The sequence below is a fragment of the Blastococcus sp. TML/M2B genome (assembly GCF_016612865.1).
In the GTDB taxonomy this organism is placed as follows: Bacteria; Actinomycetota; Actinomycetes; order Mycobacteriales; family Geodermatophilaceae; genus Blastococcus.
In genome coordinates, this window is sequence record NZ_JAENZZ010000001.1 from 1,660,026 (window position 1) to 1,684,918 (window position 24,893).

Sequence of the window (24,893 nt, forward strand, 5' to 3'; positions counted from 1 at the left end):
CCGTGGAGCCGACCCGGCCGGCGCTGGCCGTCGGCGTCCTGGTGGTCGCCGTCGTCGTCGGGCCCTGGCTGGCCCGGGTCGCGGTGCGGCTCGGCCGCCGGGACGACGCCGCGCTGCCCGGGGGCGCCCGCGCCGGCGTGATGACGGCGGTGTTCGCCGCGCTGCTGGCCGGAGCGGTCGAGTTCACCGGGCTGCGGCCGGTCACCGCGGCGCTGGCGTGGGCCGCGGGCGCGGCGGTCGTCCTCGGCGCCACCGACCTGATCGGCCACCGGCTGCCCGACCGGGTCACCTACCCGGCCTACGTCGTCTGCGGCGCCGCGCTGCTGGTCGACGCCGCCGCGGAAGGCACCTGGCCGGCGCTGCTGCGCGCGGCGGCCGCCGGAGCCGTGGCCGCCGGCCTGGGGGCGCTGGCCTGGCTGGTCTCGCCGCAGGGCCTGGGGCTCGGCGACGTCAAGCTGCTCGGCCTGCTCGGGCTGCTGCTCGGGTGGTTCGGCTGGGGCGTGCTGATGGCGGGGGTGTTCCTCGGGCTGCTCACCGGGGCGCTGGTCTCGGTGCTGCTCCTCGTCACCCGCCGGGCGACCTGGCAGACCGCGCTCCCGTTCGGCCCGCCGCTGCTGGCCGGCGCCGTCCTCGCCCTGGCGACGGGTGCGGTCCCGCCGGGCTGAACCGGATGGCGCGCGGGGGAGGCGGCGCTCGTACTGGCAGAATCGCCGGCATGTTGCGCTGGTTGACCGCAGGGGAATCGCACGGTCAGCAGCTCACCGCCATCCTGGAGGGGCTGCCGGCGGGCGTGGAGGTGCAGACCTCCGACCTGGACCGCGAGCTGGCCCGGCGCCGGCTGGGGCACGGCCGCGGGGCCCGGATGTCCTTCGAGCAGGACGAGGTGACCCTCACCGGTGGCGTGCGGCACGGCCGCACCCAGGGCGGGCCGATCGCGGTGCAGGTGGGCAACACCGAGTGGCCGAAGTGGTCGACGGTCATGTCCGCCGACCCGGTGCCCGCCGACGTGCTGGAGGGCCAGGCGCGCAACGCGGCCCTGACCCGGCCGAGGCCGGGCCACGCCGACCTCTCCGGCATGCAGAAGTACGGCTTCGACGACGCCCGGCCGGTGCTCGAGCGGGCCAGCGCCCGCGAGACCGCGGCCCGCGTCGCCCTCGGCGCGATCGCCCAGGCGTTCCTCCGCCAGGCGCTGGGCGTCTCGGTGGTGAGCCACGTCGTCGCCATCGGGCCGGTCACCGCACCCGAGGGCATCGTGCCCGGCCCCGACGACAACCCGGCGCTCGACGAGGACCCGGTGCGCTGCGCCGACCCGGCCACCAGCGCCGCCATGGTCGCCGAGATCGACGACGTCCGGAAGAGCGGTGACACCCTCGGCGGCGTCATCGAGGTCGTCGTCTACGGCCTGCCCCCGGGCCTGGGCAGCCACGTGCACTGGGACCGGCGGCTGGACTCCCGGCTGGCCGGCGCGCTCATGGGCGTGCAGTCGGTGAAGGCGGTGGAGGTCGGCGACGGCCTGGAGACCGCCCGCCGCCGCGGCTCGGTGGCCCACGACGAGATCGTGCTCGTCGACGGCCCGGGCGGGGAGAAGCGCGTGCAGCGGCTCACCGACCGCGCCGGCGGCATCGAGGGCGGCATGACCAACGGCGAGGTGGTGCGCGTGCGCGCGGCGATGAAGCCGATCAGCACGGTGCCCCGTGCGCTGCAGACCGTGGACGTCGCCACCCAGGAGCCCGCGGTCGCGATCAACCAGCGCAGCGACGCCTGCGCCGTGCCCCGCGGCTCCGTGGTCATGGAGGCGATGGTCGCGCTGGTGCTCGCCGACGCGGTCCTGGAGAAGTTCGGGGGCGACTCGGTCGCCGAGACCCGGCGCAACGCCGCGGCCTACCTCGACTCGCTCCCGCTCCGGTGACCGGCCCGATCCTGGTGCTCGTCGGGCCCCCGGCGTCCGGCAAGACCACGGTGGGCACCGCGGTCGCCGCCGCCCTCGGGGTCGGGTTCCGCGACACCGACCGGGACGTCGAGGAGGAGACCGGCACCCGCATCGCCGACCTGTTCGTCGAGCACGGGGAGCCGCACTTCCGCGCCCTCGAGCGCGCGGCGGTCGCCCGCGCGCTGGCCGAGCACGACGGCGTGCTCGCCCTCGGCGGCGGCGCCGTCGTCGACCCGGAGACCCGGGCGCTGCTCGTGGCGCACGGCCGCGGCGGCGGGCGGGTCGTCTGGCTCGACGTCGACCTGGGCTCGGCCGCCAAGCGCGTCGGCCTGTCGCGGGACCGGCCGCTGCTGGCGGTCAACCCGCGCGCCATGCTGCGCACCATGCTCGAGGACCGCGCCCCGCTGTACCGCGAGGTCGCCACCGCCACCGTGCCGACCAGCGGCCGGGAACCCGACGACGTCGTCGTCGACGTGCTCGCCGTCGTGCGGGGAGGAGAGCCCCGATGAGGCAGGTGCAGGTCGCCGGCGAGCGGCCCTACGAGGTGCTCATCGGCGCCGGCGCGCAGACCCGCCTCGGGCTGGTGCTCGACGGCGTCGCCCGCGCCGTGGTCGTGCACGCCCCGCCGCTGACCGCCGCGGCCGGCGCCGCGGTGGAGACGCTGCAGACCTCGGGCATCGCCGCCGAGTCGATCGTGGTGCCGGACGGCGAGGCCGCCAAGACCGCCGAGGTCGCCGCCGGTGCCTGGGAGGAGTTCGGCCGGCTCGGGCTGACCCGCACCGACGCCGTCGTCGGGCTCGGCGGGGGAGCGGTCACCGACCTCGCGGGCTTCCTCGCCGCCACCTGGGCCCGGGGCGTCGCCGTCGTGCAGGTGCCCACCAGCCTGCTCGGCATGGTGGACGCCGCCGTGGGCGGGAAGACCGGCATCAACACCTCCGCCGGCAAGAACCTCGTCGGCGCCTTCCACCCGCCGGCCGCCGTGCTCGCCGACACCGACGCCCTGGCCGGGCTGCCCGACGCCGAGTTCCGCTCGGGGCTGGCCGAGGTCGTCAAGTGCGGCTTCATCGCCGACGCCGAGGTCCTGCGGCTGCTCGGGGAGGACCCCACCGGCCGCCGCGACACCGAGGAGCTCATCGCCCGCGCCGTCCAGGTGAAGGCCGACGCGGTCGGGCAGGACCTGCGCGACACCGGCGTCCGCGAGTTCCTCAACTACGGGCACACCCTGGGCCACGCCATCGAGCGGATCGAGGACTTCGGCTGGCGGCACGGCGAGGCCGTCGCCGTCGGCATGGTGTTCGCCGCGGAGCTCGCCGGACGGGCGGGACTGCTCACCCCCGCCGAGGTCGACCGGCACCGCACGCTGATCGCCGCCATGGGCCTGCCGACCACCTACCGCGGGGACTGGGACGCCCTCCAGGCGGTCATGCGCGTGGACAAGAAGGCCCGCGGCGCCACGCTGCGCTTCGTCGTCCTCGACGGGATCGGCACCCCCCGCATCCTGACCGACCCCGACCAGTCCTGGCTCGACGCCGCCTGGGCAGCCGTGTCGTCCACCCACCCCTCCGCCCCCGCGAACGGAGACACCGCGTGACGATCCAGGTCCTCAACGGCGCCAACCTCGGCCGGCTCGGCACGAGGGAGCCCGAGATCTACGGGACGACCACCTACGCCCAGCTCGTCGACGTCATCGGGACCACGGCGCGCGAGCTGGAGCTCGACGTCGTCGTCCGGCAGACCGACGACGAGGGCGAGCTGCTGCGCTGGGTGCACGAGGCGACCGACGCCGGCGATCCCGTCGTCCTCAACCCGGCCGGCTGGTCGCACACCTCGGTGGTGCTGCGCGACGCGCTGGCCGCGCTCCCCGGGCCGCTGGTCGAGGTGCACATCAGCAACGTGCACACGCGCGAGGAGTTCCGGCACCACTCCTACGTCTCGGCGGTGGCCGACGGCGTGATCGCGGGCCTCGGCATCGAGGGCTACGTGCTGGCGCTGCAGTGGATGGCGCTGCGGGGCCACCGGTGAGCGCTGCGGGACGGGTGGGGAGCCCCGCGGCACGCCGGGACGCGCTGCGGGCCGTCGCCGCGGAGCGGGGTCTGGACGCGGTCCTGGTGACCAACCTGCTCAACGTCCGCTACCTGACCGGGTTCACCGGCTCCAACGGCGCGCTGCTGCTGCGCACCGACGGTGCGGACCTGTTCGGCACCGACGGGCGCTACACCACGCAGGCCGCCGCCCAGGTGCCCGACGTCGAGGTGCTGGTCGACCGCGGCACCGTGCCCGCGCTGGCCCGCGCCGCCGTGCGCACGGGTGCCGGCCGGCTGGGCTTCGAGTCGCACGACCTGACCGTCGACGGGCTGGAGCAGCTGCGCTCGGTGCTGGCCGACGCCGCCGCCGGCGGCACCGTGCCGGAGCTCGCGTCGGTCCGGCGGGCGGTCGAGGCGCAGCGGGCGATCAAGGACGCCGGCGAGATCGAGGCGCTGCGGCGGGCCTGCGCGATCGCCGACGAGGCCCTCGGCGAGCTGGCCACCGAGGGCGCGCTGCGGCCGGGCCGCACCGAGCACGAGGTCGGGCGCGAGCTGGACGCGCGGATGCTCGCCCTCGGTGCGGAGGCGCCCTCGTTCGAGACGATCGTGGCCACCGGCGCGAACTCGGCGATCCCGCACCACCGCCCCGACGGCACCGTGCTGCAGGCCGGCGACTTCCTGAAGCTGGACTTCGGCGCCACCGTCGACGGCTACCACTCGGACATGACCCGCACCCTCGTGCTGGGCCCGGCGGCCGACTGGCAGCGCGAGATCTACGCGCTGGTCGCGGAGTCACAGGCCGCCGGACGAGCCGCCCTGGCGGTCGGCGCGGACGTCGTCGCGGTGGACGCCGCCTCCCGTGACGTCATCGCCGCGGCCGGCCACGGCGACCACTTCACCCACGGCCTCGGGCACGGCGTGGGGCTGGAGATCCACGAGGCGCCGGGCATCGGGCCTCTCGGCGCGGGTACTCTTGCCGCCGGCATGGCCGTCACCGTGGAGCCGGGCGTCTACCTTCCCGGCCGCGGCGGTGTCCGGATCGAGGACACCCTCGTCGTCACCGCGGACGCGCCCGAACTGTTGACCCTCACGAGCAAGGAACTGCTGGTTCTCTAGATGGCTACCACCAACGACCTGAAGAACGGCATCGTCCTCAAGCTGGACGGCCAGCTCTGGACCGTCACCGACTTCCAGCACGTGAAGCCCGGCAAGGGCGGCGCGTTCGTGCGCACCACGCTGAAGAACGTGCTCTCGGGCAAGGTCGTCGACAAGACCTTCAACGCCGGCCTCAAGGTCGAGACGGCCACCGTCGACAAGCGCACGATGACCTTCCTCTACAAGGACGGCGCTGACTTCGTCTTCATGGACGGCGACACGTTCGACCAGATCACCGTGCCGGCGGCCACCGTCGGCGGCGGCGCGGACTACCTCCTCGAGAACACCGAGGTCATGGTGGCCGTGCACGACGAGGTCCCGCTGTACGTCGAGCTCCCGGTGACCATGGAGCTCGTGGTCGAGCACACCGACCCGGGCCTGCAGGGCGACCGCTCCACCGGCGGCACCAAGCCGGCCACCCTGGAGACGGGCGCGCAGATCAACGTCCCGCTGTTCATCTCCACCGGCGAGAAGCTCAAGGTCGACACCCGCGACGGCCGGTACCTCGGCCGGGTCAACTGACCCCGTCCGCGATGCCCTCCACCGCTGTGCCCCCGCGCCGGACCGCCCGCTGATGGCCGCACGGACCAAGGCCCGCAAGCGCGCCGTCGACGTCCTGTACGAGGCCGACGTGCGCGGCCGCGACCGCCGGGCGCTGCTCGAGGAGCGGGTCGCCGACGGCAACCCGCCGGTCCCGGAGCACTCGATCCGGCTGGTCGAGGGCGTGATCGAGCACTCGACGCGCATCGACGAGCTGATCGACACGCACGCCTCGGGCTGGTCGCTGGACCGGCTGCCCGACGTCGACCGCGCGATCCTGCGGATGGCCGTCTTCGAGCTGCTGTGGGTCGACGACGTGCCCGACGCGGTCGTCATCGACGAGGCGGTGGAGCTGGCGAAGACGCTCTCCACCGACGACTCGCCGGCCTACGTCAACGGCGTCCTCGGCGCCGTCCTCCAGGCGGAGATCCCCACGACGTGATCTGTCGGCCTCCGGCCGACACCGCGGCCAGGAGCCGTCCCGACGGGCACTGAGGCCCCTCAGCCGACCCGTCACGGACCCTCCGGGCCCACTCCGCGCCGACTCGGTCCACGGGGCTCCCGCTGCGACGTCCGCTCGTCACTGCAGGTCGCGCCTGGCGAACAGGACCGCGCCGAGCACCAGCACGACAGCGGTGACGGCGCCGAGCAGCAGGCCGGACTGCAGGTGGCCCAGGTAGTACTCGACCGGTTGCAGCACCCCGTCGACGTCGGGCCGGCTCTCGTCGTAGACGTAGAGGGTCGACCCGCCCTGCTCCACGAGCGCGACGGCGTTGTTGCTGAGCAGCCAGGGCTGCCACAGGGGCCGCAGCCCGCGCACCGCGCTCTCCACCACGACCAGGTAGACGAAGGCGACGCCGAGCGCCGCGCCGGTGTTGCGCACCAGGTTGGTCAGGCCGAACGCGAGCAGCGCGGCGAGCACGGTGAGCAGCACGCCGCGGGCCTGGGTCTGCAGCAGGTCGCCCCAGAACCCGGCCGGCAGCGCGGCGTCCCGGCCGACGAGCGCGTGCAGGGTGCCGGCCATCGCCAGCCAGCCGGCCTGGGCGAGCACGCCGATGACGGCCGCCGCCCCGGTGAGGACGACGACCTTCGCGGCCATCACCTGCATCCGGCGGGGCACCCAGAACAGCAGCGCCACCAGCGAGCGCGTCGACCACTCGGCGCCGATCCAGGTCGCCCCGACGAGCGCGACCACGACCGAGGCGAGCGCGGCGAACCCCAGCGCGCCGGTGGTGCCGGAGGCGGCGAGGTCGAACGGGGCGGTGTCCAGGTACCAGGAGAGGTCGTAGTCGTCGCGGGACTGCTCGGGGCCGCAGAAGTCCTCGGGCGAGGTGCCGGCCGGGAGTTCGGCGTCGGGCCAGGCACTCCTGGCGGAACTCCTCGTTCATCGCCACGTCGGCGTCGATCTGCTGCTCGGCCCGCGCGATCTCGTCGGCGGTCGGGGTGCCGTACTGGGTCAGGGCGATGCCCGTGGCGGCGAGCCAGCCGACGACGGCGAGGGCGAGCACCACCTGGATGAACCGGCGGGACCGGAACCGGTGCAGCTCCGAGCGCAGCAGGCTGCCGAAGGTCGACCGGGGCGCGGTCCGGTCGGCGGGCGGTGCGGACGGCTGCACGACGGCGCTCATGCCGGCGTCCCCGGGTCGGCGCCGGCGGGGCCGTGCTCGCCGCCGGTGAGGGCGAGGAAGGCGCTCTCCAGGTCGGGGGTCAGCCGTCTCAGCTCCTCGAGGTAGATGCCGGCGCCGGCGAGCGCGCGGGTGATCTCGCCGGGGGAGGCGACGGCGTGCACCACCAGCCCGCCGTCGGCGGGGGAGACGGCGAACCCGGCCCGCTGCAGCACGCCGGCGGCCGCGACGGGGTCGGGGACCTGCACGAGCACGTCGCCGGAGCCGCGCCCGGCCAGCACCTCGGCGACCGGCCCGGAGGCGACGCAGCGGCCGCGGGTCAGGATCGACACCGAGTCGCACACCTGCTGGATCTCGCTGAGCAGGTGCGAGGAGAGCAGCACGGTCGTGCGCCCGTGCCGGCCGAGGCGGCGGATGAGCTCGCGGACGTCACGGATGCCGGCCGGGTCCAGCCCGTTGCTCGGCTCGTCCAGGATGAGCAGCCGCGGCTGCTTGAGCAGCGCCGCGGCGATGCCCAGCCGCTGCTTCATGCCGAGCGAGTAGCCCTTGAACCGGTCCTCGGCCCGGTCGGCGAGGTCGACGAGCTCCAGGCACTCCTCGACCCGGGCGCGCGGCAGGCCGGCCGCCTCGGCGAGCAGCTGCAGGTTGAGCCGGCCGGTGAAGCCGGGGAAGAACAGCGGCGTCTCGACCAGCGCGCCGACCGAGCCGATGACGTCGGGCAACCGGTCGGGCACGGGCTGGTCGAGCACCCGGATCGCCCCGCCGCCCGGGTCGGCCGCGACCAGGCCCAGCAGCACGCGGATCGACGTCGTCTTGCCCGAGCCGTTGGGGCCGAGGAAGCCGTGCACCCCGCCGTCCTCGACGAGCAGGTCGAGCCGGTCCAGCGCGCGGTGCGGCGGCCGGCCGCGCCGCCGGTAGGTCTTGGACACGGCGGTCATCTGCACGGCCGGCATGGCTGCACCCTGGCACAGGCCCGCCCGCCGACTGCGTACTTGTCGTCGCCGACACGCGCCGCCACGCCGCGCCCGCCGACGACAACTCAGCACTCGACGCGGGGCCGGAACGACGGAGGGCCCCTGCCGTCGTGGCAGGGGCCCTCCGTTCGTCTCAGGTCACCGCGGGGAGCGGCGGCGCTCCCAGTCGGGGTTGAGCTCCTCGTCCTCGTCGTCCGGGCCACCGAAGCCCACGACGCTCTCCATGCCGGCGGAGATGACGCCCCACTCGATCAGCCGCGAGGTGAGCTCGTCGGGGCTCATGTCGTAGATGATCGCCAGCGACTTGAGGTCCTCGGCGCGGATCGAGAGGACCTTGCCGTTGTAGTCGTGCCGCTGCGCCTGGATGGTCGAGGCGTAGCGGGCCAGCGGGCCGGCCTCGTCGGCGGGCAGCGAGCCCAGTGACTCGAGGTTCAGCACGATCTTGCTGCTGGAGGTGACCGCGGAGCTCGGCCGCGGGTCGGGCAGCAGCTCGGAGACCGGCACGCCGTAGAAGACGGCGAGTTCGGAGAGCCGCTGCACGGTGACGGCGCGGTCGCCGCGCTCGTAGGAGCCGACGACGACTGCCTTCCAGCGGCCGTGCGACTTGTCCTCCACGCCCTGCAGGGACAGGCCCTGCTGGTTGCGGATGGCGCGGAGCCGGGCGCCCAGGGCCCGTGAGTAGTCGGTGCTCATCGCGTTCCTGCTCACTGTCCGTCGTCTGGGGGTGGTCGTGATCGTCACGCAGCGTACTGGTCAACGGGTGTGCGCAACACCCGGTCACGCCCCGGCGCAGAAAGTCCGGGCGCCCGACCAGCGGCTCCGCACCGCCGCCGGGCCGGCGGGGCCCGTGCAGTACCGTCGGGGCAGGTCCACCCACTCCTTTAACGACCCGTCCCGTGAGGCGGGGAAGGAGGCCTGATGGCCAGCTCGACCCCGCCTGCCCGGAACGCGGCGCCCCCCAGCGGCGACCCGTCGGCCGGCTCCCTCCTCTCCGCCGCCGACGTCGCCCGGATGGTCGACCGGATGGCCCACCAGCTCATCGAGCGCGCAGCCGCTGCTGCCGCACCCGGTGACCCGACGGCCGGGCTCGACGGCCTGGTCCTGGTCGGCATCCCCACCCGCGGCGCCCCGCTCGCCCGCCGGCTGGCCGCGCGGATCGAGGCCTTCGCCGGCGTCGCCGTCGACGTCGGCACCGTCGACATCACGCTCTACCGCGACGACCTGCGCCGCCGCGGCGTCCGCGCCCTGGAGCCCAACGGTGCTGCCCGACGGCGGCATCGACGACCGGCTCGTGGTGCTCGTGGACGACGTCCTGTATTCCGGCCGGTCGGTGCGTGCGGCGCTGGACGCGCTGCGCGACCTGGGCCGGCCGCGGGCGGTGCAGCTGGCGGTCCTGGTCGACCGCGGGCACCGCGAGCTGCCGATCCGCGCCGACCTGGTCGGCAAGAACCTGCCCACCGCGCGCAGCCAGAAGGTGTCGGTGCGGCTCGCGGAGATCGACGGCGTCGACGAGGTCAGCGTCACGGAGGTGGTGGAGCAGTGAAGCGGCACCTGCTGGAGGCCGCCGACCTCGACCGGGACGACGCGACGCTGGTGCTCGACACGGCGGCGCAGATCGACCAGGCGCTGGCCGGCCGCGAGGTGAAGAAGCTCCCGACGCTGCGCGGGCGCACGGTGGTCAACCTGTTCTACGAGGACTCCACCCGCACCCGGATCTCCTTCGAGCTGGCCGCCAAGCGGTTGAGCGCCGACGTCATCAACTTCTCCGCGAAGGGCAGCAGCGTCTCCAAGGGCGAGAGCCTCAAGGACACCGCGCTGACCCTGGAGGCGATGGGTGCCGACGGCGTCGTCGTCCGGCACGCGGCCTCGGGCGCACCCCACCGGCTGGCGAACTGGGTGCGCGGCAGCGTGGTCAACGCCGGCGACGGCACGCACGAGCACCCGACGCAGGCGCTGCTGGACGCGTACACGATCCGGCAGCGGCTGGGCCGGCTCGAGGGCGCGCGGGTGGCGATCGTCGGCGACGTCCTGCACAGCCGGGTCGCCCGCTCCAACGTGGGGCTGCTGCACACCCTCGGCGCCGAGGTCACCCTCGTCGCGCCCCCGACGCTGCTGCCGGTGGGGGTGGGCAGCTGGCCGGCGGAGGTGTCCTACGACCTCGACGCCGTGCTGCCCAAGGTCGACGTGGTGATGATGCTGCGGGTGCAGGCCGAGCGGATGAACGCCTCGTTCTTCCCGAGCGCGCGGGAGTACAGCCGCCGCTACGGCCTGGACGCCCGCCGCATGGCCGCGCTGCCCGACGACGCGATCGTCATGCACCCCGGCCCGATGAACCGCGGGATGGAGATCGCCGCCGAGGTGGCCGACTCCGCCCGCTCCACGATCGTCGAGCAGGTCGCCAACGGGGTCTCCACCCGCATGGCCGTGCTCTACCTGCTGCTCGGAGGCTCGCCCGCATGACCACGTACCTCATCAAGGGCGCGCGCCCGCTCGGCGGCGACGCGGCCGACATCCTGGTGAAGGACGGCCGGATCGCCGCCATCGGCGACAACCTCTCCGCGACCGGCGCCGAGGTCGTCGAGGCCGCCGGGCTGATCGCGCTGCCCGGCCTGGTCGACCTGCACACCCACCTGCGCGAGCCGGGCCGGGAGGACGCCGAGACCGTCGAGACCGGCAGCCGGGCCGCCGCGCTCGGGGGCTTCACCGCGGTGCACGCCATGGCCAACACCGACCCGGTCGCCGACACCGCCGGCGTCGTCGAGCAGGTGTGGCGGCTGGGCCAGGAGGCCGGGCTGGTCGACGTCGTCCCGGTGGGCGCGGTGACCGTGGGCCTCCGGGGCGAGCGGCTGGCCGAGCTCGGTGCCATGGCCGACTCCGCCGCGCGGGTCCGCGTCTTCTCCGACGACGGGCACTGCGTCGCCGACCCCGCGCTCATGCGCCGCGCGCTGGAGTACGTGAAGGCCTTCGACGGCGTCGTCGCCCAGCACGCCGAGGAGCCCCGGCTGACCGTGGGCGCCCAGATGCACGAGGGCGACCGCTCGGCGTCGCTCGGCCTGACCGGCTGGCCGGCCGCCGCGGAGGAGGCGATCATCGCCCGCGACGTGCTGCTCGCCCAGCACGTCGGCGCGCGGCTGCACGTCTGCCACGTCTCGACGGCGGGCTCGGTGGAGATCCTGCGCTGGGCGAAGTCCCGCGGCGTGCAGGTCACCGCCGAGGTCACCCCGCACCACCTGCTGCTCACCGACGCCTGCGCCGAGAGCTACGACCCGGTGTTCAAGGTCAACCCGCCGCTGCGCACGGACGCCGACGTCGAGGCGCTGCGCGCCGGGCTGGCCGACGGCACGATCGACGCCGTCGGCACCGACCACGCACCGCACGCGGTGGAGGACAAGGAGAGCGAGTGGGCGTCGGCCCGGCCCGGCATGCTGGGGCTGGAGCAGGCGCTCTCCGTGGTGATCGAGACGATGGTCGAGCCCGGCCGCCTCGACTGGGCCGGCGTCGCCGACCGCATGTCGGTGCGCCCCGCGGCCATCGGCCGCCTCGACGGGCACGGCCGGCCGATCGCGCCGGGCGAGCCCGCCAACCTGCTGCTGCTGGACCCCACGAGCCGGGCCACCGTCGACCCGGCCGCGCTGGCCAGCCGCAGCCGCAACAGCCCCTATGCCGGCCGGGAGCTCCCCGGCCGGGTCGTCGCGACCTTCCTGCGGGGAGTCCCGACGGTGCTCGACGGAAAGGCGCAGAAGTGAAGGACGCGATCCTCGTGCTCGAGGACGGCAGGACGTTCCGGGGCGAGGCCTACGGCGCGGTCGGGACGACGGTCGGCGAGGCGGTGTTCGCCACCGGCATGACCGGCTACCAGGAGACGCTGACCGACCCCAGCTACGCCGGTCAGATCGTGGCGATGACGGCCCCGCACATCGGCAACACCGGCGTGAACGGCGAGGACGACGAGAGCCGCCGCATGTGGCCGGCCGGGTTCGTCGTGCGCGACCCCGCGCGACGCACCTCTAACTGGCGGGCCACCGGGACGCTGGACGACGAGCTGGTCGCCCAGGGCATCGTCGGCATCAGCGGCATCGACACCCGTGCGCTCACCCGCCACCTGCGCGACCGCGGCGCCATGCGCGCCGGCATCAGCAGCGAGCTCTCTGTCGACGAACTGCTGACCCGGGTCACCGCGGCCGCCGGCATGGCCGGTGCGGACCTCGCACCCACGGTGAGCACCGGCGAGGCCTACGTCGTCCCGGCGGTGGGGGAGAAGCGGTTCACCATCGCCGCGCTCGACCTGGGCATCAAGACCGCCACCCCGCGGCACCTGGCCGAGCTCGGCGTCGAGACGCACGTGCTGCCCTCGACGGCCACCGCCGAGGAGCTGCTCGCCGCGGGCCCGGACGGGGTGTTCCTCTCCAACGGCCCGGGCGACCCGGCCGCCGCCGACTACGCCGTCGCCGCGGTGCGGGGCGTGCTGGACGCCCGCCGCCCGCTGTTCGGCATCTGCTTCGGCAACCAGATCCTGGGCCGCGCGCTGGGCCTGGGCACCTACAAGCTGCGCTTCGGCCACCGCGGGCTCAACCAGCCGGTGCTCGACCGGGTCAGCGGCACGGTCCGGGTGACCAGCCACAACCACGGCTTCGCCGTCGACGCCCCGCTCGACCGGCCCACCGACACCCCGTACGGGCCGGTGGAGGTCAGCCACGTCGGGCTGAACGACGACGTCGTCGAGGGGCTGCGGCTGCTCGAGACGCCGGCCTTCAGCGTCCAGTTCCACCCCGAGTCGGCCGCCGGGCCGCACGACGCCGCGCCGCTGTTCCAGCGCTTCGTCGACCTCATGGAGTCCGCCCGCGCCGGGGAGAAGAACTGATGCCGAAGCGCACCGACATCGAGCACGTCCTGGTCATCGGCTCCGGGCCGATCCTCATCGGCCAGGCCGCCGAGTTCGACTACTCCGGCACCCAGGCCTGCCGCGTGCTGCGCGCCGAGGGCCTGCGGGTCAGCCTGGTGAACAGCAACCCGGCGACGATCATGACCGATCCCGAGGTCGCCGACGCCACCTACGTCGAGCCGCTGACCCCGGAGTTCGTCGAGAAGGTCATCGCCAAGGAGCGCCCCGACGCGCTGCTGGCCACCCTCGGCGGGCAGACCGCGCTGAACATCGCGATCGGCCTGTACGAGAACGGCGTGCTGGAGAAGTACGGCGTCCAGCTGATCGGCGCCGACGTCGACGCGATCAACCGCGGCGAGGACCGGCAGCTGTTCAAAGGACATCGTCCGCTCGATCGGCGCCGACGCCCCCCGCTCGACGGTGTGCTCCACCGTCGAGGAGGCGCTCGCGACCGCCGAGGAGGTCGGCTACCCGGTCGTCATCCGGCCCAGCTTCACCATGGGCGGGCTCGGCTCGGGCTTCGCCACCGACGAGGCGATGCTGCGCCGCATGGCCTCCCACGGCCTGGCCGACTCCCCGGTGCACACCGTCCTCATCGAGGAGTCGGTGCTGGGCTGGAAGGAGTACGAGCTGGAGCTGATGCGCGACCGCAGCGACAACGTGGTGGTCATCTGCTCGATCGAGAACATCGACGCGATGGGCGTGCACACCGGCGACTCGGTGACCGTCGCTCCGGCGATGACGCTCACCGACCGCGAGTACCAGAAGATGCGCGACGTCGGCATCGCCGTGCTGCGCGAGGTCGGCGTCGACACCGGTGGCTGCAACATCCAGTTCGCCGTCAACCCCGCCGACGGCCGGCTGGTCGTCATCGAGATGAACCCGCGGGTCTCCCGGTCCAGCGCGCTGGCGTCCAAGGCCACCGGCTTCCCGATCGCCAAGATCGCCGCGAAGCTGGCCATCGGCTACACCCTCGACGAGATCACCAACGACATCACCGGCGTCACCCCGGCGGCGTTCGAGCCGACGCTGGACTACGTCGTGGTCAAGATCCCGCGGTTCGCCTTCGAGAAGTTCCCCGGTGCCGACCCCCGGCTGACGACGACGATGAAGAGCGTCGGCGAGGTCATGTCGATGGGCCGCAACTTCGCCGAGGCCCTCGGCAAGGCGATGCGCTCCACCGAGACCAAGGTCGCCGGCTTCTGGACCGGTGGGGAGGAGACGCGGAGCGCCCAGGAGCTGCTCGACGCGCTGCGCGTGCCGGTCGACGGCCGGCTCTACCTCGCCGAGGCGGCGCTCGCCGCCGGTGCGAGCGTCGAAGACGTAGCGGCTGCTAGTGGATTCGATCCATGGTTCGTCGACCAGATCGCGCTGGTCCGCGGGGTGGCCGACGAGGTGCGCACCGCGCCGTCGCTCACCCCGGAGGTGCTGCGCCGGGCCAAGCGGTACGGGCTGTCGGACCGGCAGATCGCCGCGCTGCGCCCCGAGCTCGCCGGTGAGGACGGCGTCCGGTCGCTGCGCTGGCGGCAGGGCATCCGGCCGGTCTACAAGACCGTCGACACCTGCGCCGGCGAGTTCGCCGCCCGCACGCCGTACCACTACTCGTCCTACGACGAGGAGACCGAGGTCGAGCCGCGCGAGAAGCCGGCGGTGCTCATCCTGGGCTCCGGGCCGAACCGGATCGGGCAGGGCATCGAGTTCGACTACTCCTGCGTGCACGCCGTGCTGGCGCTGCAGGACGCCGGCTACGAGGCGGTGATGGTCAACTGCAACCCCGAGACCGTCTCCACCGACTACGACACCGCCGACCGGCTCTACTTCGAGCCGCTGACCTTCGAGGACGTCCTCGAGGTGGTCGAGGCCGAGCGCGCCGCCGGCCCGGTCGCCGGCGTCATCTGCACCCTGGGCGGGCAGACGCCGCTGGCGCTGGCGCAGCGGCTCAAGGACGCCGGCGTGCCGGTGCTGGGCACCTCGCCCGAGGCGATCGACGACGCCGAGGACCGCGGGGCGTTCAGCCGGGTGCTCTCCGACACCGGGCTGCTCGCGCCCAAGCACGGGATGGCGACCACGTTCGCCGAGGCCCGCGCGATCGCGGCGGACATCGGCTACCCGGTGCTGGTGCGCCCCTCCTACGTGCTGGGCGGCCGCGGTATGGAGATCGTCTACGACGACGCCACGCTCGAGGCCTACATCGCCAAGGCGACCGACGTCAGCGTCGACCACCCGGTGCTCGTGGACCGCTTCCTCGAGGACGCCGTCGAGATCGACGTGGACGCGCTCTACGACGGCACCGACCTCTACCTGGGCGGGGTCATGGAGCACATCGAGGAGGCCGGCATCCACTCCGGTGACTCCGCGTGCGCCCTGCCGCCGATCACCCTCGGCACCGCGGACCTGCTGAAGATCCGGGCCGCCACGGAGAAGCTGGCCGAGCGGATCGGCGTCCGCGGGCTGATGAACGTCCAGTACGCGATCAAGGACGACATCCTCTACGTCATCGAGGCCAACCCGCGGGCCAGCCGCACGGTGCCGTTCGTGTCGAAGACGACGGCGGTGCAGCTGGCCAAGGCGGCGGCGCGCATCGCGGTGGGGGAGACGATCGCCGAGCTGCGCGCGGCCGGGGTGCTCCCCGCGACCGGCGACGGCACCGACCTGCCCGAGGGCGCGCCGATCGCGGTCAAGGAGGCGGTCCTGCCCTTCCACCGGTTCCGCGACCTCGAGGGCCACGGGGTGGACACCGTGCTCTCCCCGGAGATGAAGTCGACCGGCGAGGTCATGGGCCTGGACACCGAGTTCGGCACCGCCTTCGCCAAGTCCCAGGCGGCCGCCTACGGGTCGCTGCCGGTGAAGGGCACGGTCTTCGTCTCGCTGGCCAACCGCGACAAGCGCGGCGCGATCTTCCCGGTCAAGCGGCTCGCCGACCTCGGCTTCCGCATCCTCGCCACGGCCGGCACCGCGCAGGTGCTGCGCCGCAACGGCGTGACCGCCGAGGTGGTCGGCAAGTTCAGCGAGGGTCCGGGCAACGTCGTCGAGGCGATCCTGGCCGGGGACGTCGACATGGTGGTCAACACGCCGTTCGGCGCGCCGGGCAACAGCGGCCCGCGGCTGGACGGCTACGAGATCCGCACCGCCGCGGTCTCCGCCGGCATCCCGTGCATCACCACGGTGCAGGGCCTGGGTGCCGCGGTGCAGGGCATCGAGGCGCTGCGGCAGGGCGGCATCGGCGTGCGCAGCCTCCAGGAGGTGCACGCCGCGCTGGCCGCGGGAGCGCAGGCGTGAGCTCCCCGGTCCGGCAACTGCGCGACGACCTGGTCGCGCGCGGGCTGGTCGAGCAGCTGCCGGCAGCGTTCCGGGCCGGGCTGACCCGGTTCGGCACGCCGCCGGCCGGCGAGCTCGCCGCGCTGACCGGGGCCGCCGAGGACCTCGCCGGGCGCCTGGCCTCCGGCGGGGTCGGGGACGCCGACCTGCCGCTGCTGGTCCGGGTCCTCTACGTCGCCCGCCGTGCCGACCTGCTCGCCGGGCACGGGCTGCCGACGCCGGCCTACGACGTGCTCGGCGGGTTCCGGGAGAACCTCGACCGCCCGCTGGGCGCCCGGCTCCCCGAGCGGCCGTCGGCCGGGGGACGCCGCTGGCGGCTGCTCGGCCGCTCGGTCGGCTTCCCGATCGGCATCCCGGCGTGCGTGCTCAACGGCAGCGAGGCGTGGGTGCGGCACAACGTCGCCAACGGCTGGAACGTGCTCACCTACAAGACCGTGCGCGGCCGCGCCCACCCGGCCAACGAGGCGCCGAACTGGGTGCTCGCCGCCCGGGAGACCGCGAGCCTCGCCCCCGGGGCGGACGCCGACGTCGTGGCCGACCCGTGGGACTGGGTGCCGACCGGGCACCCGCGAGGTCAGCAGCGTCAACTCCTTCGGCGTGCCCTCGCCCGAGCCCGCGGAGTGGATGGCCGACCTCGCCCGGGCGGTCGCCGCGGTGGGCGAGGAGCAGCTGCTCCTGGTCAGCGTCATGGGGGAGGACCCCGAGGGTCGCGGCGACGTCGCCGCCCTGGCCGGCGACTTCGCCCGCACGGCGCTCATGGCCCGCGAGGCCGGCGCGCAGGTCGTCGAGCTCAACCTCTCCTGCCCGAACACCCTCGACCGCTCGGCGAGCGGCGTGAAGCCGCCGCTGTGCCTGGACCCCGACGCCACCGTGGCCGTCGTCGAGCACGTCCGCCGCGCGCTCGACGACGGCGCCGGGCTGGTCGCCAAGCTCTCCTGGCTCGACGAGCCGCAGCTGGCCGCGCTCGTGCCGCGCCTCGCGCCCCTGGTCGACGGGATCGCGGGCATCAACACCGTGCAGAGCCGGGTGCGCCGCAGCGACGGCACCCCGACCTTCCCCGGGCGCGAGCTGGCCGGGCTGTCGGGCATCGCCGTCCGCGAGCCGGCGCTGGACTTCACCCGGCGGCTGGTCGCGCTGCGCGAGGCCGGCGGCGTCCCCTTCGACGTCCTCGCCATGGGCGGGGTCACCGACCCGGCGTCGTTCGAGGCGCTGTTCGCCACCGGCGCCGACGCGGTGCAGACCGCGGCCGGCGCCTTCGCCGACCCCGGGCTGGCCGCGTCCTGCACCGCCGCGCTGGCGAGCACCCTGCCACGATCCGGAGGAAACCCGTGACCGCACCCTTCGGCTCCCGCCTCGCCGATGCCGTCGCCGCCCGCGGTCCGCTGTGCGTGGGCATCGACCCGCACCCGCCGCTGCTGGAGCGCTGGGGGTTGCCGGACAGCCCGGAGGGCCTGGCCCGGTTCACCGACGCCGTCGTCGACGCGCTGGCCGGGTCGGTCGCCGTCCTCAAGCCGCAGGCGGCCTTCTACGAGCGGCACGGCTCGCGGGGCCTGGCGGTGCTGGAGGACGGCGTCGCCCGCGCCCGCGCCGCCGGGGCCCTGGTGCTGCTGGACGCCAAGCGCGGGGACATCGACTCCACGATGGCCGCCTACGCCGACTACCTGCGCCCCGACCACCCGCTGGCGGTCGACGCGATGACGGTGAGCCCCTTCCTGGGCGCCGGCTCGCTGCAGCCCGCCGTCGACACCGCCCGCGCGCACGGGGGAGGGCTGTTCGTCCTGGCGCGGACCTCCAACCCGGACGCCGGCTCCCTCCAGCTGGTCGGATCGCCGTCGGTCGCGCAGCGCGTCGTCGACACCGTGGCGGGCTGGAACGCGGAGACCCCGGGCGGCTCGTTCGGCGTCGTCGTCGGCGCCACGCTGAGCGACCTCGACGTCGACCTGGGCGGGCTCGGGGGGCCGGTGCTCGCCCCGGGCCTGGGCGCCCAGGGCGGGTCGCCCGAGGACGTGCGCCGGCTGTTCGGCGCCGGCTTGGTCGTGCTGCCCAGCGTCTCGCGGGACGTGCTCTCCGCCGGCCCGGGCACCGCGGCGCTGCGGGCGGCGGCCGACCGCTGGTCGGCGGCGCTCGCCGGCTGAGCCGTCGGCCGGACCGGCCGGGACCGCGTCCCCACCGGCGTGTCGCGCGTGCGGCGTGTCGCGCTCCGGCGCCTTGCCGATCGGTCGGGAACCGGTTCGGAACGGGTCCGTCCGCATCCACCCCTGACCTGCGGTGATCACGAAGGGTGAGCGGCGCGGTCACCCGGCCGTGCGCGGTGCCGGTGCCTCCTGCGAGCCGCGCAGCGGATGGTGTCGTGACCTGCGGATTTGCCTCATACTCGCCGGATCGTGAGGCTCAGGGCGCACGTCGCACCCACCACCCTGGATCCGCGAACAGCACCGCCGGCGACGCCGCCGGCGACGACACGATTGGGTCGCACCATGCCCCTTCCCGAACTGTCCCCGGAACAGCGCGCAGCCGCACTCGAGAAGGCCGCCGCCGCGCGCAAGGCGCGCGCCGAGCTGCGCGAGCGGCTCAAGAGCAAGGGCGCGACCGTCGGCGACGTCCTCAAGCAGGGCGAGACCGACGAGGTGATCGGCAAGATGCGCGTGTCGGCCGTCCTGGAGTCCCTCCCGGGCGTCGGCAAGGCGCGGGCTGCGAAGATCATGGAACGCCTGGAGATCTCCCCGACGCGCCGCGTCCGGGGCCTGGGCGCCAACCAGCGCCGGGCGCTGGAGACGGAGTTCGCGGCCGACCAGGACGCCTGAGCCCCGTTCCGGCCCGCACGCGCACGACCGGACGAGGACGACGAGTGGCAGCGAAGGCACCGGCACGGCTCACCGTGCTCTCCGGACCCTCCGGGGTCGGCAAGGGCACCGTGGTCGCCGAGGTCCGGCGGAGGCATCCCGACGTCTGGGTGTCGGTGTCCGCCACCACCCGCCGCCCCCGGCCCGGCGAGGTCGACGGCGTCCACTACCACTTCGTGGACGCCGCCGAGTTCGACCGGCTGGTCGCCACCGACGGGCTGCTGGAGTGGGCCGAGTACGCGGGCAACCGCTACGGCACCCCGGCCGCTCCGGTGCGCGCGCAGCTGGCCGCCGGTGCTCCGGCCCTGCTGGAGATCGAGCTGCAGGGCGCCCGCCAGGTGCGCGCCCGCGCTCCCGAGGCGCAGCTGGTCTTCCTCGCGCCGCCGTCCTGGGCCGAGCTGGTCAGCCGGCTGGCCGGTCGCGGCTCCGAACCGGCCGAGGTCCAGGAGGCCCGGCTGGCCATCGCGCAGGCCGAGCTGGACGCCGCCGGGGAGTTCGACGTGGTGGTCGTCAACGACGACGTGGCCCGCGCCGCCGACGAGTTGGTAGGCTTGCTGACTGCGCCCTCGCCCGGACTCGTGCCGGGGGAGTAGCGCCCACGAGGGAGAGCCCCACCGGTCCCTCCCTCCCGCTGTCGAATGAGGAGCACGCCCGCCCGTGTCCGGAGTCGCACCCGCCCCCGAGGGCATCACCAACCCGCCGATCGACGAGCTGCTCGAGCGCACCAGCAGCAAGTACGGCCTGGTCATCTTCGCCGCGAAGCGCGCCCGGCAGATCAACGCCTACTACAGCCAGCTCTCCGAGGGCCTGCTGGAGTACGTCGGTCCGCTGGTCGACACCGCGCCGCAGGAGAAGCCGCTGTCGATCGCGCTCCGCGAGATCAACGAGGGTCTGCTGACCCACACCGCCGGCGAGAACTGAGCCGGCCGCCCGGGCACCCGCCCCGGGCACCCCAGAAGTGATGACGACGCCCCCGGTCCCGGCCGGGGGCGTCGTCGTGCCTGCGGCAGGATGAGCGCATGAGTCGGATCGTGCTGGGCGTCAGCGGGGGCGTGGCCGCGTACAAGGCGGCCCTGCTGCTGCGCGCCTTCACCGAGGCCGGGCACGACGTCCGCGTCGTCCCCACCCCGGCGGCGCTGCACTTCGTCGGCGCGGCCACCTTCGAGGCGCTGTCGGGCAACCCGGTGACCACCGACGTGTGGTCCGACGTCGACGAGGTCGCCCACGTCCGCATCGGGCAGACCGCCGACCTCGTCGTCGTCGCCCCGGCGACCGCCGACCTGCTGGCCCGGGCCGCCACCGGCCGCGCCGACGACCTGCTCACCGCCACGCTGCTCACCGCGCACTGCCCGGTGGTCTTCGTCCCGGCGATGCACACCGAGATGTGGCTGCACCCCGCGACGCAGGACAACGTCGCCACCCTGCGCCGCCGCGGCGCGGTCGTCCTGCCGCCCGCGGTCGGCCGCCTGACCGGCCCCGACTCCGGCCCCGGCCGGCTGCCCGAGCCCGCCGACGTCGCCGCCCTGGCCGCCGTCGTCCTGGAGTCGGGGGCGGCCGCGCTCGCGCAGGACCTGGCCGGGCGCCGCGTCGTCATCAGCGCCGGCGGCACCCGCGAGCCGCTGGACCCGGTCCGCTACCTGGGCAACCGCTCCTCGGGCAAGCAGGGCTGGGCGCTGGCCCGCGTCGCCGCCGCCCGCGGCGCCGACGTCGTCCTGGTCGCGGCCAACGTCGAGCTGCCCGCGCCCTTCGGCGTCCGGGTGGTGCCGGTCGGCACCGCCGAGGAGCTGCGGACGGCGATGCACGCGGAGGCGGGGTCGGGCGGGGGAGCCATGGCCGACGTCCTGGTGATGAGCGCCGCCGTCGCCGACTTCCGCCCGGCGAGCGTGGCCGGCGCCAAGATGAAGAAGGACTCCGCGGGTGAGCCGGACTCCGTGCCGCTGGTCCGCAACGCCGACGTCCTCGCCGAGCTGGTGGCCGGGCGCCGCCCGGGGCAGCTGGTCGTGGGGTTCGCCGCCGAGACCGGGGACGCGGAGGCCGACGTGCTCACCCACGCCCGCGCGAAGCTCACCCGCAAGGGCTGCGACCTGCTGGTCGTCAACGACGTCTCCGCCGGCCAGGTCTTCGGCAAGGAGGACAACTCCGTCGTCGTGCTGGCCGCCGACGGCGCGGCCGACGAGATCGGGCCCGGCCCGAAGGACTTGATCGCCGCCGGGATCTGGACGACGATCGCCGCCCGCCTCACCCCCGCCTGACCCCGGGGATCCCCAGCCCCACCCGTCCCCGGCCGGGGGTCCGCCCCGGCCGGGTACCGTGCCCCCACGAGTCGTGGAAGCGAACGGCTCGACGACTCGTGCCCAGCGACCCAGGAGTACCGACATGTCACGCCGTCTCTTCACGTCCGAGTCGGTCACCGAGGGGCACCCGGACAAGATCGCCGACCAGATCAGCGACTCGATCCTGGATGCCATGCTCGCCCAGGACCCGCGCAGCCGCGTCGCCGTCGAGACCATGATCACGACCGGCCAGGTGCACATCGCGGGCGAGGTGACCACCGCCGGCTACGTCGACATCGCCTCCATCGTCCGCGAGACGGTGCTGCGCATCGGCTACGACTCCTCCCGCAAGGGCTTCGACGGCGCCTCCTGCGGCGTCAGCGTCTCCATCGGCGCGCAGTCGCCCGACATCGCCCAGGGCGTCGACACCGGCTACGAGGCCCGCACCTCGGGCTCGGCCGACGACGCGATCGAGCGCCAGGGCGCCGGCGACCAGGGCCTGATGTTCGGCTACGCCACCGACGAGACCCCCGAGCTCATGCCGCTGCCGATCGCGCTGGCGCACCGCCTGGCCCGCCGCCTCTCGGCCGTGCGCAAGGACGGTTCGGTGCCCTACCTGCGCCCCGACGGCAAGACCCAGGTCACCGTGGTCTACGAGGACGACCGCCCGGTCGCCGTCGACACCGTCGTCGTCTCCTCGCAGCACGCCGAGGACATCTCGATCGAGCAGCTGCTCGCCCCCGACATCAAGGAGCTCGTCGTCGAGCCGGAGCTGGCCGCCCTCGGCCTGCCCACCGACGGCTACCGCCTCCTGGTCAACCCGACCGGCAAGTTCGTCATCGGCGGCCCCATGGGCGACGCCGGGCTGACCGGCCGCAAGATCATCGTCGACACCTACGGCGGCATGGCCCGCCACGGCGGCGGCGCCTTCTCGGGCAAGGACCCGTCGAAGGTGGACCGCTCGGCGGCCTACGCGATGCGCTGGGTGGCGAAGAACGTCGTCGCCGCCGGGCTGGCCAAGCGCTGCGAGGTGCAGGTCGCCTACGCGATCGGCGCCGCGCACCCGGTCGGCCTGTTCGTCGAGACCTTCGGCACCGGCACCGTCGCCGACGACGTCCTCGAGAAGGCCATCAGCACGGTGTTCGACCTGCGCCCCGGCGCGATCGTCCGCGACCTGGACCTGCTGCGCCCGATCTACGCGCCGACGGCCGCCTACGGCCACTTCGGCCGGTCCGACGTCGACCTGCCGTGGGAGCGCCTCGACCGCGTCGAGGCCCTCCGCTCGGCCGTGGGCCTCTGACCTCCTGAGCACCCCCGTCCCACCCGACGACCCGGGTCCCGCGCGCCTGCCGCGCGTGGCCCGGGTCGTCGTCGACGTGCCGCTGGCGCACCTGGACCGGCCCTTCGACTACGCCGTCCCCGAGAAGCTCGAGGACACCGTGCAGGCCGGCTGCCGGGTGCGGGTGCGGTTCCACGGCCGGCTGGTCGACGGCGTCGTCTGGGAGGTCGGGGACAGCACCGACTTCGCCGGCACCCTCCAGCCGCTGTCGCACGTCCCCTCCGGCGAGCCGGTGCTCACCCCGCAGGTGGCGCGGCTGGCCCGCACGGTGGCCGACCGGTACGCCGGGACGCTGAGCGACGTGCTGCGGCTGGCGCTGCCACCGCGGCGGGCGGCCGCGGAGAAGCGCGAGTCGCCGACGCCCGAGGCGCTGCCCGGGCCGCCGGACCCCGCGGGGTTCGCGCGCTACACGGCCGGCCCGGCGCTGCTCGACGCGCTCGCCGAGGGCCGGCCGGCGCGGGCGGTGTGGACGGCGCTGCCCGGGGAGGACTGGCCGGCCCGGCTGGTCGAGCTGTGCCGCGCCACGCTCTCCGGGCGGCGCGGCGCGCTGGTCGTCGTCCCCGACGGCCGGGACCTGGACCGGCTCGCCGCGGCGGCAGCCGCGCTCCTCCCGGCGCACGCGTTCACCGTGCTGCGCGCCGACGACTCACCGGAGAAGCGCTACCGCTCGTTCCTGGCCGCCTCGCGCGGAGCGGCGCAGGTGGTGCTCGGTACGCGCGCGGCGATGTTCGCGCCGGTCCGGGACCTGGGCCTGGTGGTGATCTGGGACGACGGGGACGACCTGCACGCCGACGAGCGCGCGCCGTACCCCCACGCCCGCGACGTGCTGGTCCAGCGCGCGTGGCTGGACGACTGCGCCGCCGTGGTCGCCGGGACCACGCGCACCGCGGAGGGCGCGCTGCTGGTCGAGTCGGGGTGGGCGCACGAGCTGGTGGCGGACCGGGCGGTGCTGCGGTCCGCGGCGCCGCGCGTGCAGGCGCTCGGCGAGGACTTCGAGCTGGCCCGCGACGCCGCCGCCCGCTCGGCCCGGCTGCCCTCCCTGGCGCACGAGGCGGCACGGAAGGCGCTGGCCGCCGACACCCCGGTCCTGGTGCAGGTGCCGCGCCGCGGTTACGTGCCCTCGCTGGCCTGCGCGCGCTGCCGCGCGCCGGCCCGCTGCGCGCACTGCTCGGGGCCGCTGGGCATCTCCCCGCGCCCCGGACCCGGGGGCACCCGCATCCCGGCCTGCCGGTGGTGCGCCCGGCCGGCGGCCACCTTCGACTGCCCGCACTGCCACGGCACGAAGCTGCGCGCCTCGGTCATCGGTGACTCGCGGACGGCGGAGGAGCTCGCCCGCGCCTTCCCCGGCGCGGCGATGCGGACGTCGGGCAGCACCTCGGGCGTGCTGGCCACCGTGCCGGGCGGGGCGTCCCTCGTCGTCGCCACGCCGGGCGCCGAGCCGGTGGCCGAGGGCGGGTACGGCGCGGCGCTGCTGCTGGACTCGTGGGCGCTGCTGGGCCGCGCCGACCTGCGGGCGGGGGAGGAGACGCTGCGCCGCTGGATGAACGCCGCGACGCTCGTGCGCCCGGCCGCGGCCGGCGGTCACGTCGTCGTCGCGGCGGACGCCGGGCACCCCGTCGTCCAGGCGCTGGTGCGCTGGGACCCCGCCTGGCTGGCCGCCCGCGAGCTGGCCGACCGGCGTGAGCTGGGCTTCCCGCCGGTCACCCGGATGGCGTCGGTCGCGGGCTCCCCGGCCGCGCTGGCCGAGTTCCTCGAGGCGCTCCGGCTGCCCGAGGGCGCCGACCTGCTCGGCCCGGTGCCCGAGCGGCCGCGGCCCGGCCAGGAGGGGGAGCGGGAGCGCTACCTGGTCCGCGTGCCGCGCGCGGCCGGCGCGGCGCTGGCGCACGCGCTCGCCGAGGTGCAGGGCGTGCGCAGCGCGAAGAAGGTGCCCGAGCACATCCGCGTCCAGCTGGACCCGCTCGACCTCGTCTGAGCCACGCCTACGATCGAC

At 74.9% G+C, this 24,893-nt stretch carries 24 protein-coding genes; 21 read left to right on the top strand and 3 right to left on the bottom strand.

Annotation, left to right across the window (positions count from 1 at the left end):
- The first annotated feature begins 2 nt into the window (after positions 1-2).
- The 8 genes from JKP75_RS08090 to nusB all read left to right on the top strand — a co-directional run bounded on the left by JKP75_RS08090 (position 3) and on the right by nusB (position 6,091).
- A complete protein-coding gene (locus JKP75_RS08090; protein WP_200491863.1) occupies positions 3-665 on the top strand; it encodes a prepilin peptidase in 663 nt (220 codons plus the stop codon).
- Between the two features lie 62 nt (positions 666-727).
- Positions 728-1,909, top strand: coding sequence for a chorismate synthase (gene aroC / locus JKP75_RS08095; protein ID WP_242471974.1), 1,182 nt, complete (start codon positions 728-730; stop codon positions 1,907-1,909).
- The gene (locus tag JKP75_RS08100; protein WP_200491861.1) at positions 1,906-2,439 is read left to right on the top strand and encodes a shikimate kinase; all 534 of its coding nucleotides are present in this window, start codon (positions 1,906-1,908) and stop codon (positions 2,437-2,439) included. The genes aroC and JKP75_RS08100 overlap by 4 nt, the downstream gene beginning before the upstream one ends.
- Positions 2,436-3,521 (top strand): 3-dehydroquinate synthase, encoded by a 1,086-nt coding sequence (gene aroB, locus JKP75_RS08105; RefSeq protein ID WP_200491860.1) that lies wholly within the window; start codon positions 2,436-2,438, stop codon positions 3,519-3,521. Before JKP75_RS08100 ends, aroB begins: the two co-directional genes overlap by 4 nt.
- Entirely contained in the window at positions 3,518-3,952 is a 435-nt protein-coding gene (gene aroQ, locus JKP75_RS08110; protein WP_200491859.1) for a type II 3-dehydroquinate dehydratase, read from the top strand. The genes aroB and aroQ overlap by 4 nt, the downstream gene beginning before the upstream one ends.
- On the top strand, positions 3,949-5,070 hold the full coding sequence (locus JKP75_RS08115; protein WP_200491858.1) for a Xaa-Pro peptidase family protein: 1,122 nt from the start codon (positions 3,949-3,951) through the stop codon (positions 5,068-5,070). Before aroQ ends, JKP75_RS08115 begins: the two co-directional genes overlap by 4 nt.
- Positions 5,071-5,631 carry an elongation factor P gene (efp, locus tag JKP75_RS08120; protein WP_200491857.1) on the top strand — a complete coding sequence of 187 codons (561 nt, stop codon included), beginning with the start codon at positions 5,071-5,073 and terminating at the stop codon, positions 5,629-5,631.
- Positions 5,632-5,683: 52 nt separating this feature from the next.
- Positions 5,684-6,091: a transcription antitermination factor NusB gene (gene nusB, locus JKP75_RS08125; protein ID WP_200491856.1), complete on the top strand. Its 408-nt coding sequence runs from the start codon at positions 5,684-5,686 to the stop codon at positions 6,089-6,091.
- A 138-nt stretch (positions 6,092-6,229) separates the two neighbouring features.
- Here nusB and JKP75_RS08130 read toward each other — a convergent pair whose 3' ends face one another.
- From JKP75_RS08130 to JKP75_RS08140, 3 genes are all read right to left on the bottom strand, one after another.
- On the bottom strand, positions 6,230-6,844 hold the full coding sequence (locus JKP75_RS08130) for a hypothetical protein (protein ID WP_200492919.1): 615 nt from the start codon (positions 6,842-6,844) through the stop codon (positions 6,230-6,232).
- 429 nt (positions 6,845-7,273) lie between these two features.
- On the bottom strand, positions 7,274-8,227 hold the full coding sequence (locus JKP75_RS08135) for an ABC transporter ATP-binding protein (RefSeq protein ID WP_200491854.1): 954 nt from the start codon (positions 8,225-8,227) through the stop codon (positions 7,274-7,276).
- A gap of 159 nt (positions 8,228-8,386) precedes the next feature.
- Positions 8,387-8,941: a transcriptional regulator gene (locus JKP75_RS08140; RefSeq protein WP_200491853.1), complete on the bottom strand. Its 555-nt coding sequence runs from the start codon at positions 8,939-8,941 to the stop codon at positions 8,387-8,389.
- Positions 8,942-9,506: 565 nt separating this feature from the next.
- Here JKP75_RS08140 and JKP75_RS23380 point away from each other — a divergent pair.
- From JKP75_RS23380 to JKP75_RS08205, 13 genes are all read left to right on the top strand, one after another.
- Positions 9,507-9,791 carry a phosphoribosyltransferase family protein gene (locus JKP75_RS23380; RefSeq protein ID WP_309229643.1) on the top strand — a complete coding sequence of 95 codons (285 nt, stop codon included), beginning with the start codon at positions 9,507-9,509 and terminating at the stop codon, positions 9,789-9,791.
- The gene (locus JKP75_RS08150) at positions 9,788-10,708 is read left to right on the top strand and encodes an aspartate carbamoyltransferase catalytic subunit (protein ID WP_200491851.1); all 921 of its coding nucleotides are present in this window, start codon (positions 9,788-9,790) and stop codon (positions 10,706-10,708) included. Before JKP75_RS23380 ends, JKP75_RS08150 begins: the two co-directional genes overlap by 4 nt.
- Positions 10,705-11,994, top strand: coding sequence for a dihydroorotase (locus JKP75_RS08155; protein WP_200491850.1), 1,290 nt, complete (start codon positions 10,705-10,707; stop codon positions 11,992-11,994). The genes JKP75_RS08150 and JKP75_RS08155 overlap by 4 nt, the downstream gene beginning before the upstream one ends.
- Positions 11,991-13,109, top strand: coding sequence for a glutamine-hydrolyzing carbamoyl-phosphate synthase small subunit (gene carA, locus JKP75_RS08160; protein ID WP_200491849.1), 1,119 nt, complete (start codon positions 11,991-11,993; stop codon positions 13,107-13,109). Before JKP75_RS08155 ends, carA begins: the two co-directional genes overlap by 4 nt.
- Positions 13,110-13,550: 441 nt before the next feature.
- The gene (carB, locus tag JKP75_RS08165) at positions 13,551-16,409 is read left to right on the top strand and encodes a carbamoyl-phosphate synthase large subunit (protein WP_309229644.1); all 2,859 of its coding nucleotides are present in this window, start codon (positions 13,551-13,553) and stop codon (positions 16,407-16,409) included.
- Between the two features lie 636 nt (positions 16,410-17,045).
- On the top strand, positions 17,046-17,780 hold the full coding sequence (locus tag JKP75_RS20910) for a hypothetical protein (RefSeq protein WP_309229645.1): 735 nt from the start codon (positions 17,046-17,048) through the stop codon (positions 17,778-17,780).
- The gene (gene pyrF / locus JKP75_RS08175; protein WP_200491846.1) at positions 17,777-18,583 is read left to right on the top strand and encodes an orotidine-5'-phosphate decarboxylase; all 807 of its coding nucleotides are present in this window, start codon (positions 17,777-17,779) and stop codon (positions 18,581-18,583) included. The genes JKP75_RS20910 and pyrF overlap by 4 nt, the downstream gene beginning before the upstream one ends.
- Before the next feature lie 342 nt (positions 18,584-18,925).
- Positions 18,926-19,252, top strand: coding sequence for an integration host factor, actinobacterial type (gene mihF, locus JKP75_RS08180; RefSeq protein WP_200491845.1), 327 nt, complete (start codon positions 18,926-18,928; stop codon positions 19,250-19,252).
- A 44-nt stretch (positions 19,253-19,296) separates the two neighbouring features.
- Positions 19,297-19,884, top strand: coding sequence for a guanylate kinase (gene gmk / locus JKP75_RS08185; RefSeq protein ID WP_200491844.1), 588 nt, complete (start codon positions 19,297-19,299; stop codon positions 19,882-19,884).
- A 64-nt stretch (positions 19,885-19,948) separates the two neighbouring features.
- On the top strand, positions 19,949-20,212 hold the full coding sequence (gene rpoZ, locus JKP75_RS08190) for a DNA-directed RNA polymerase subunit omega (RefSeq protein ID WP_012949163.1): 264 nt from the start codon (positions 19,949-19,951) through the stop codon (positions 20,210-20,212).
- Between the two features lie 98 nt (positions 20,213-20,310).
- Positions 20,311-21,543 carry a bifunctional phosphopantothenoylcysteine decarboxylase/phosphopantothenate--cysteine ligase CoaBC gene (gene coaBC / locus JKP75_RS08195; protein ID WP_200491843.1) on the top strand — a complete coding sequence of 411 codons (1,233 nt, stop codon included), beginning with the start codon at positions 20,311-20,313 and terminating at the stop codon, positions 21,541-21,543.
- 124 nt (positions 21,544-21,667) lie between these two features.
- The gene (metK, locus tag JKP75_RS08200) at positions 21,668-22,864 is read left to right on the top strand and encodes a methionine adenosyltransferase (protein WP_200491842.1); all 1,197 of its coding nucleotides are present in this window, start codon (positions 21,668-21,670) and stop codon (positions 22,862-22,864) included.
- 55 nt (positions 22,865-22,919) lie between these two features.
- Positions 22,920-24,875 carry a primosomal protein N' gene (locus JKP75_RS08205; protein WP_200491841.1) on the top strand — a complete coding sequence of 652 codons (1,956 nt, stop codon included), beginning with the start codon at positions 22,920-22,922 and terminating at the stop codon, positions 24,873-24,875.
- Positions 24,876-24,893: the final 18 nt, after the last annotated feature.

What these genes read in the sequence shown, in the direction of transcription:
- aroB (WP_200491860.1), top strand. Translation starts at nt 2,436, where the DNA reads ATGAGGCAGGTGCAGGTCGCCGGCGAGCGGCCCTACGAGGTGCTCATC.
- efp (WP_200491857.1), top strand. Translation starts at nt 5,071, where the DNA reads ATGGCTACCACCAACGACCTGAAGAACGGCATCGTCCTCAAGCTGGAC.
- nusB (WP_200491856.1), top strand. Translation starts at nt 5,684, where the DNA reads ATGGCCGCACGGACCAAGGCCCGCAAGCGCGCCGTCGACGTCCTGTAC.
- JKP75_RS08135 (WP_200491854.1), bottom strand. Translation starts at nt 8,227, where the DNA reads ATGCCGGCCGTGCAGATGACCGCCGTGTCCAAGACCTACCGGCGGCGC.
- JKP75_RS08140 (WP_200491853.1), bottom strand. Translation starts at nt 8,941, where the DNA reads ATGAGCACCGACTACTCACGGGCCCTGGGCGCCCGGCTCCGCGCCATC.
- JKP75_RS08155 (WP_200491850.1), top strand. Translation starts at nt 10,705, where the DNA reads ATGACCACGTACCTCATCAAGGGCGCGCGCCCGCTCGGCGGCGACGCG.
- mihF (WP_200491845.1), top strand. Translation starts at nt 18,926, where the DNA reads ATGCCCCTTCCCGAACTGTCCCCGGAACAGCGCGCAGCCGCACTCGAG.
- coaBC (WP_200491843.1), top strand. Translation starts at nt 20,311, where the DNA reads ATGAGTCGGATCGTGCTGGGCGTCAGCGGGGGCGTGGCCGCGTACAAG.
- metK (WP_200491842.1), top strand. Translation starts at nt 21,668, where the DNA reads ATGTCACGCCGTCTCTTCACGTCCGAGTCGGTCACCGAGGGGCACCCG.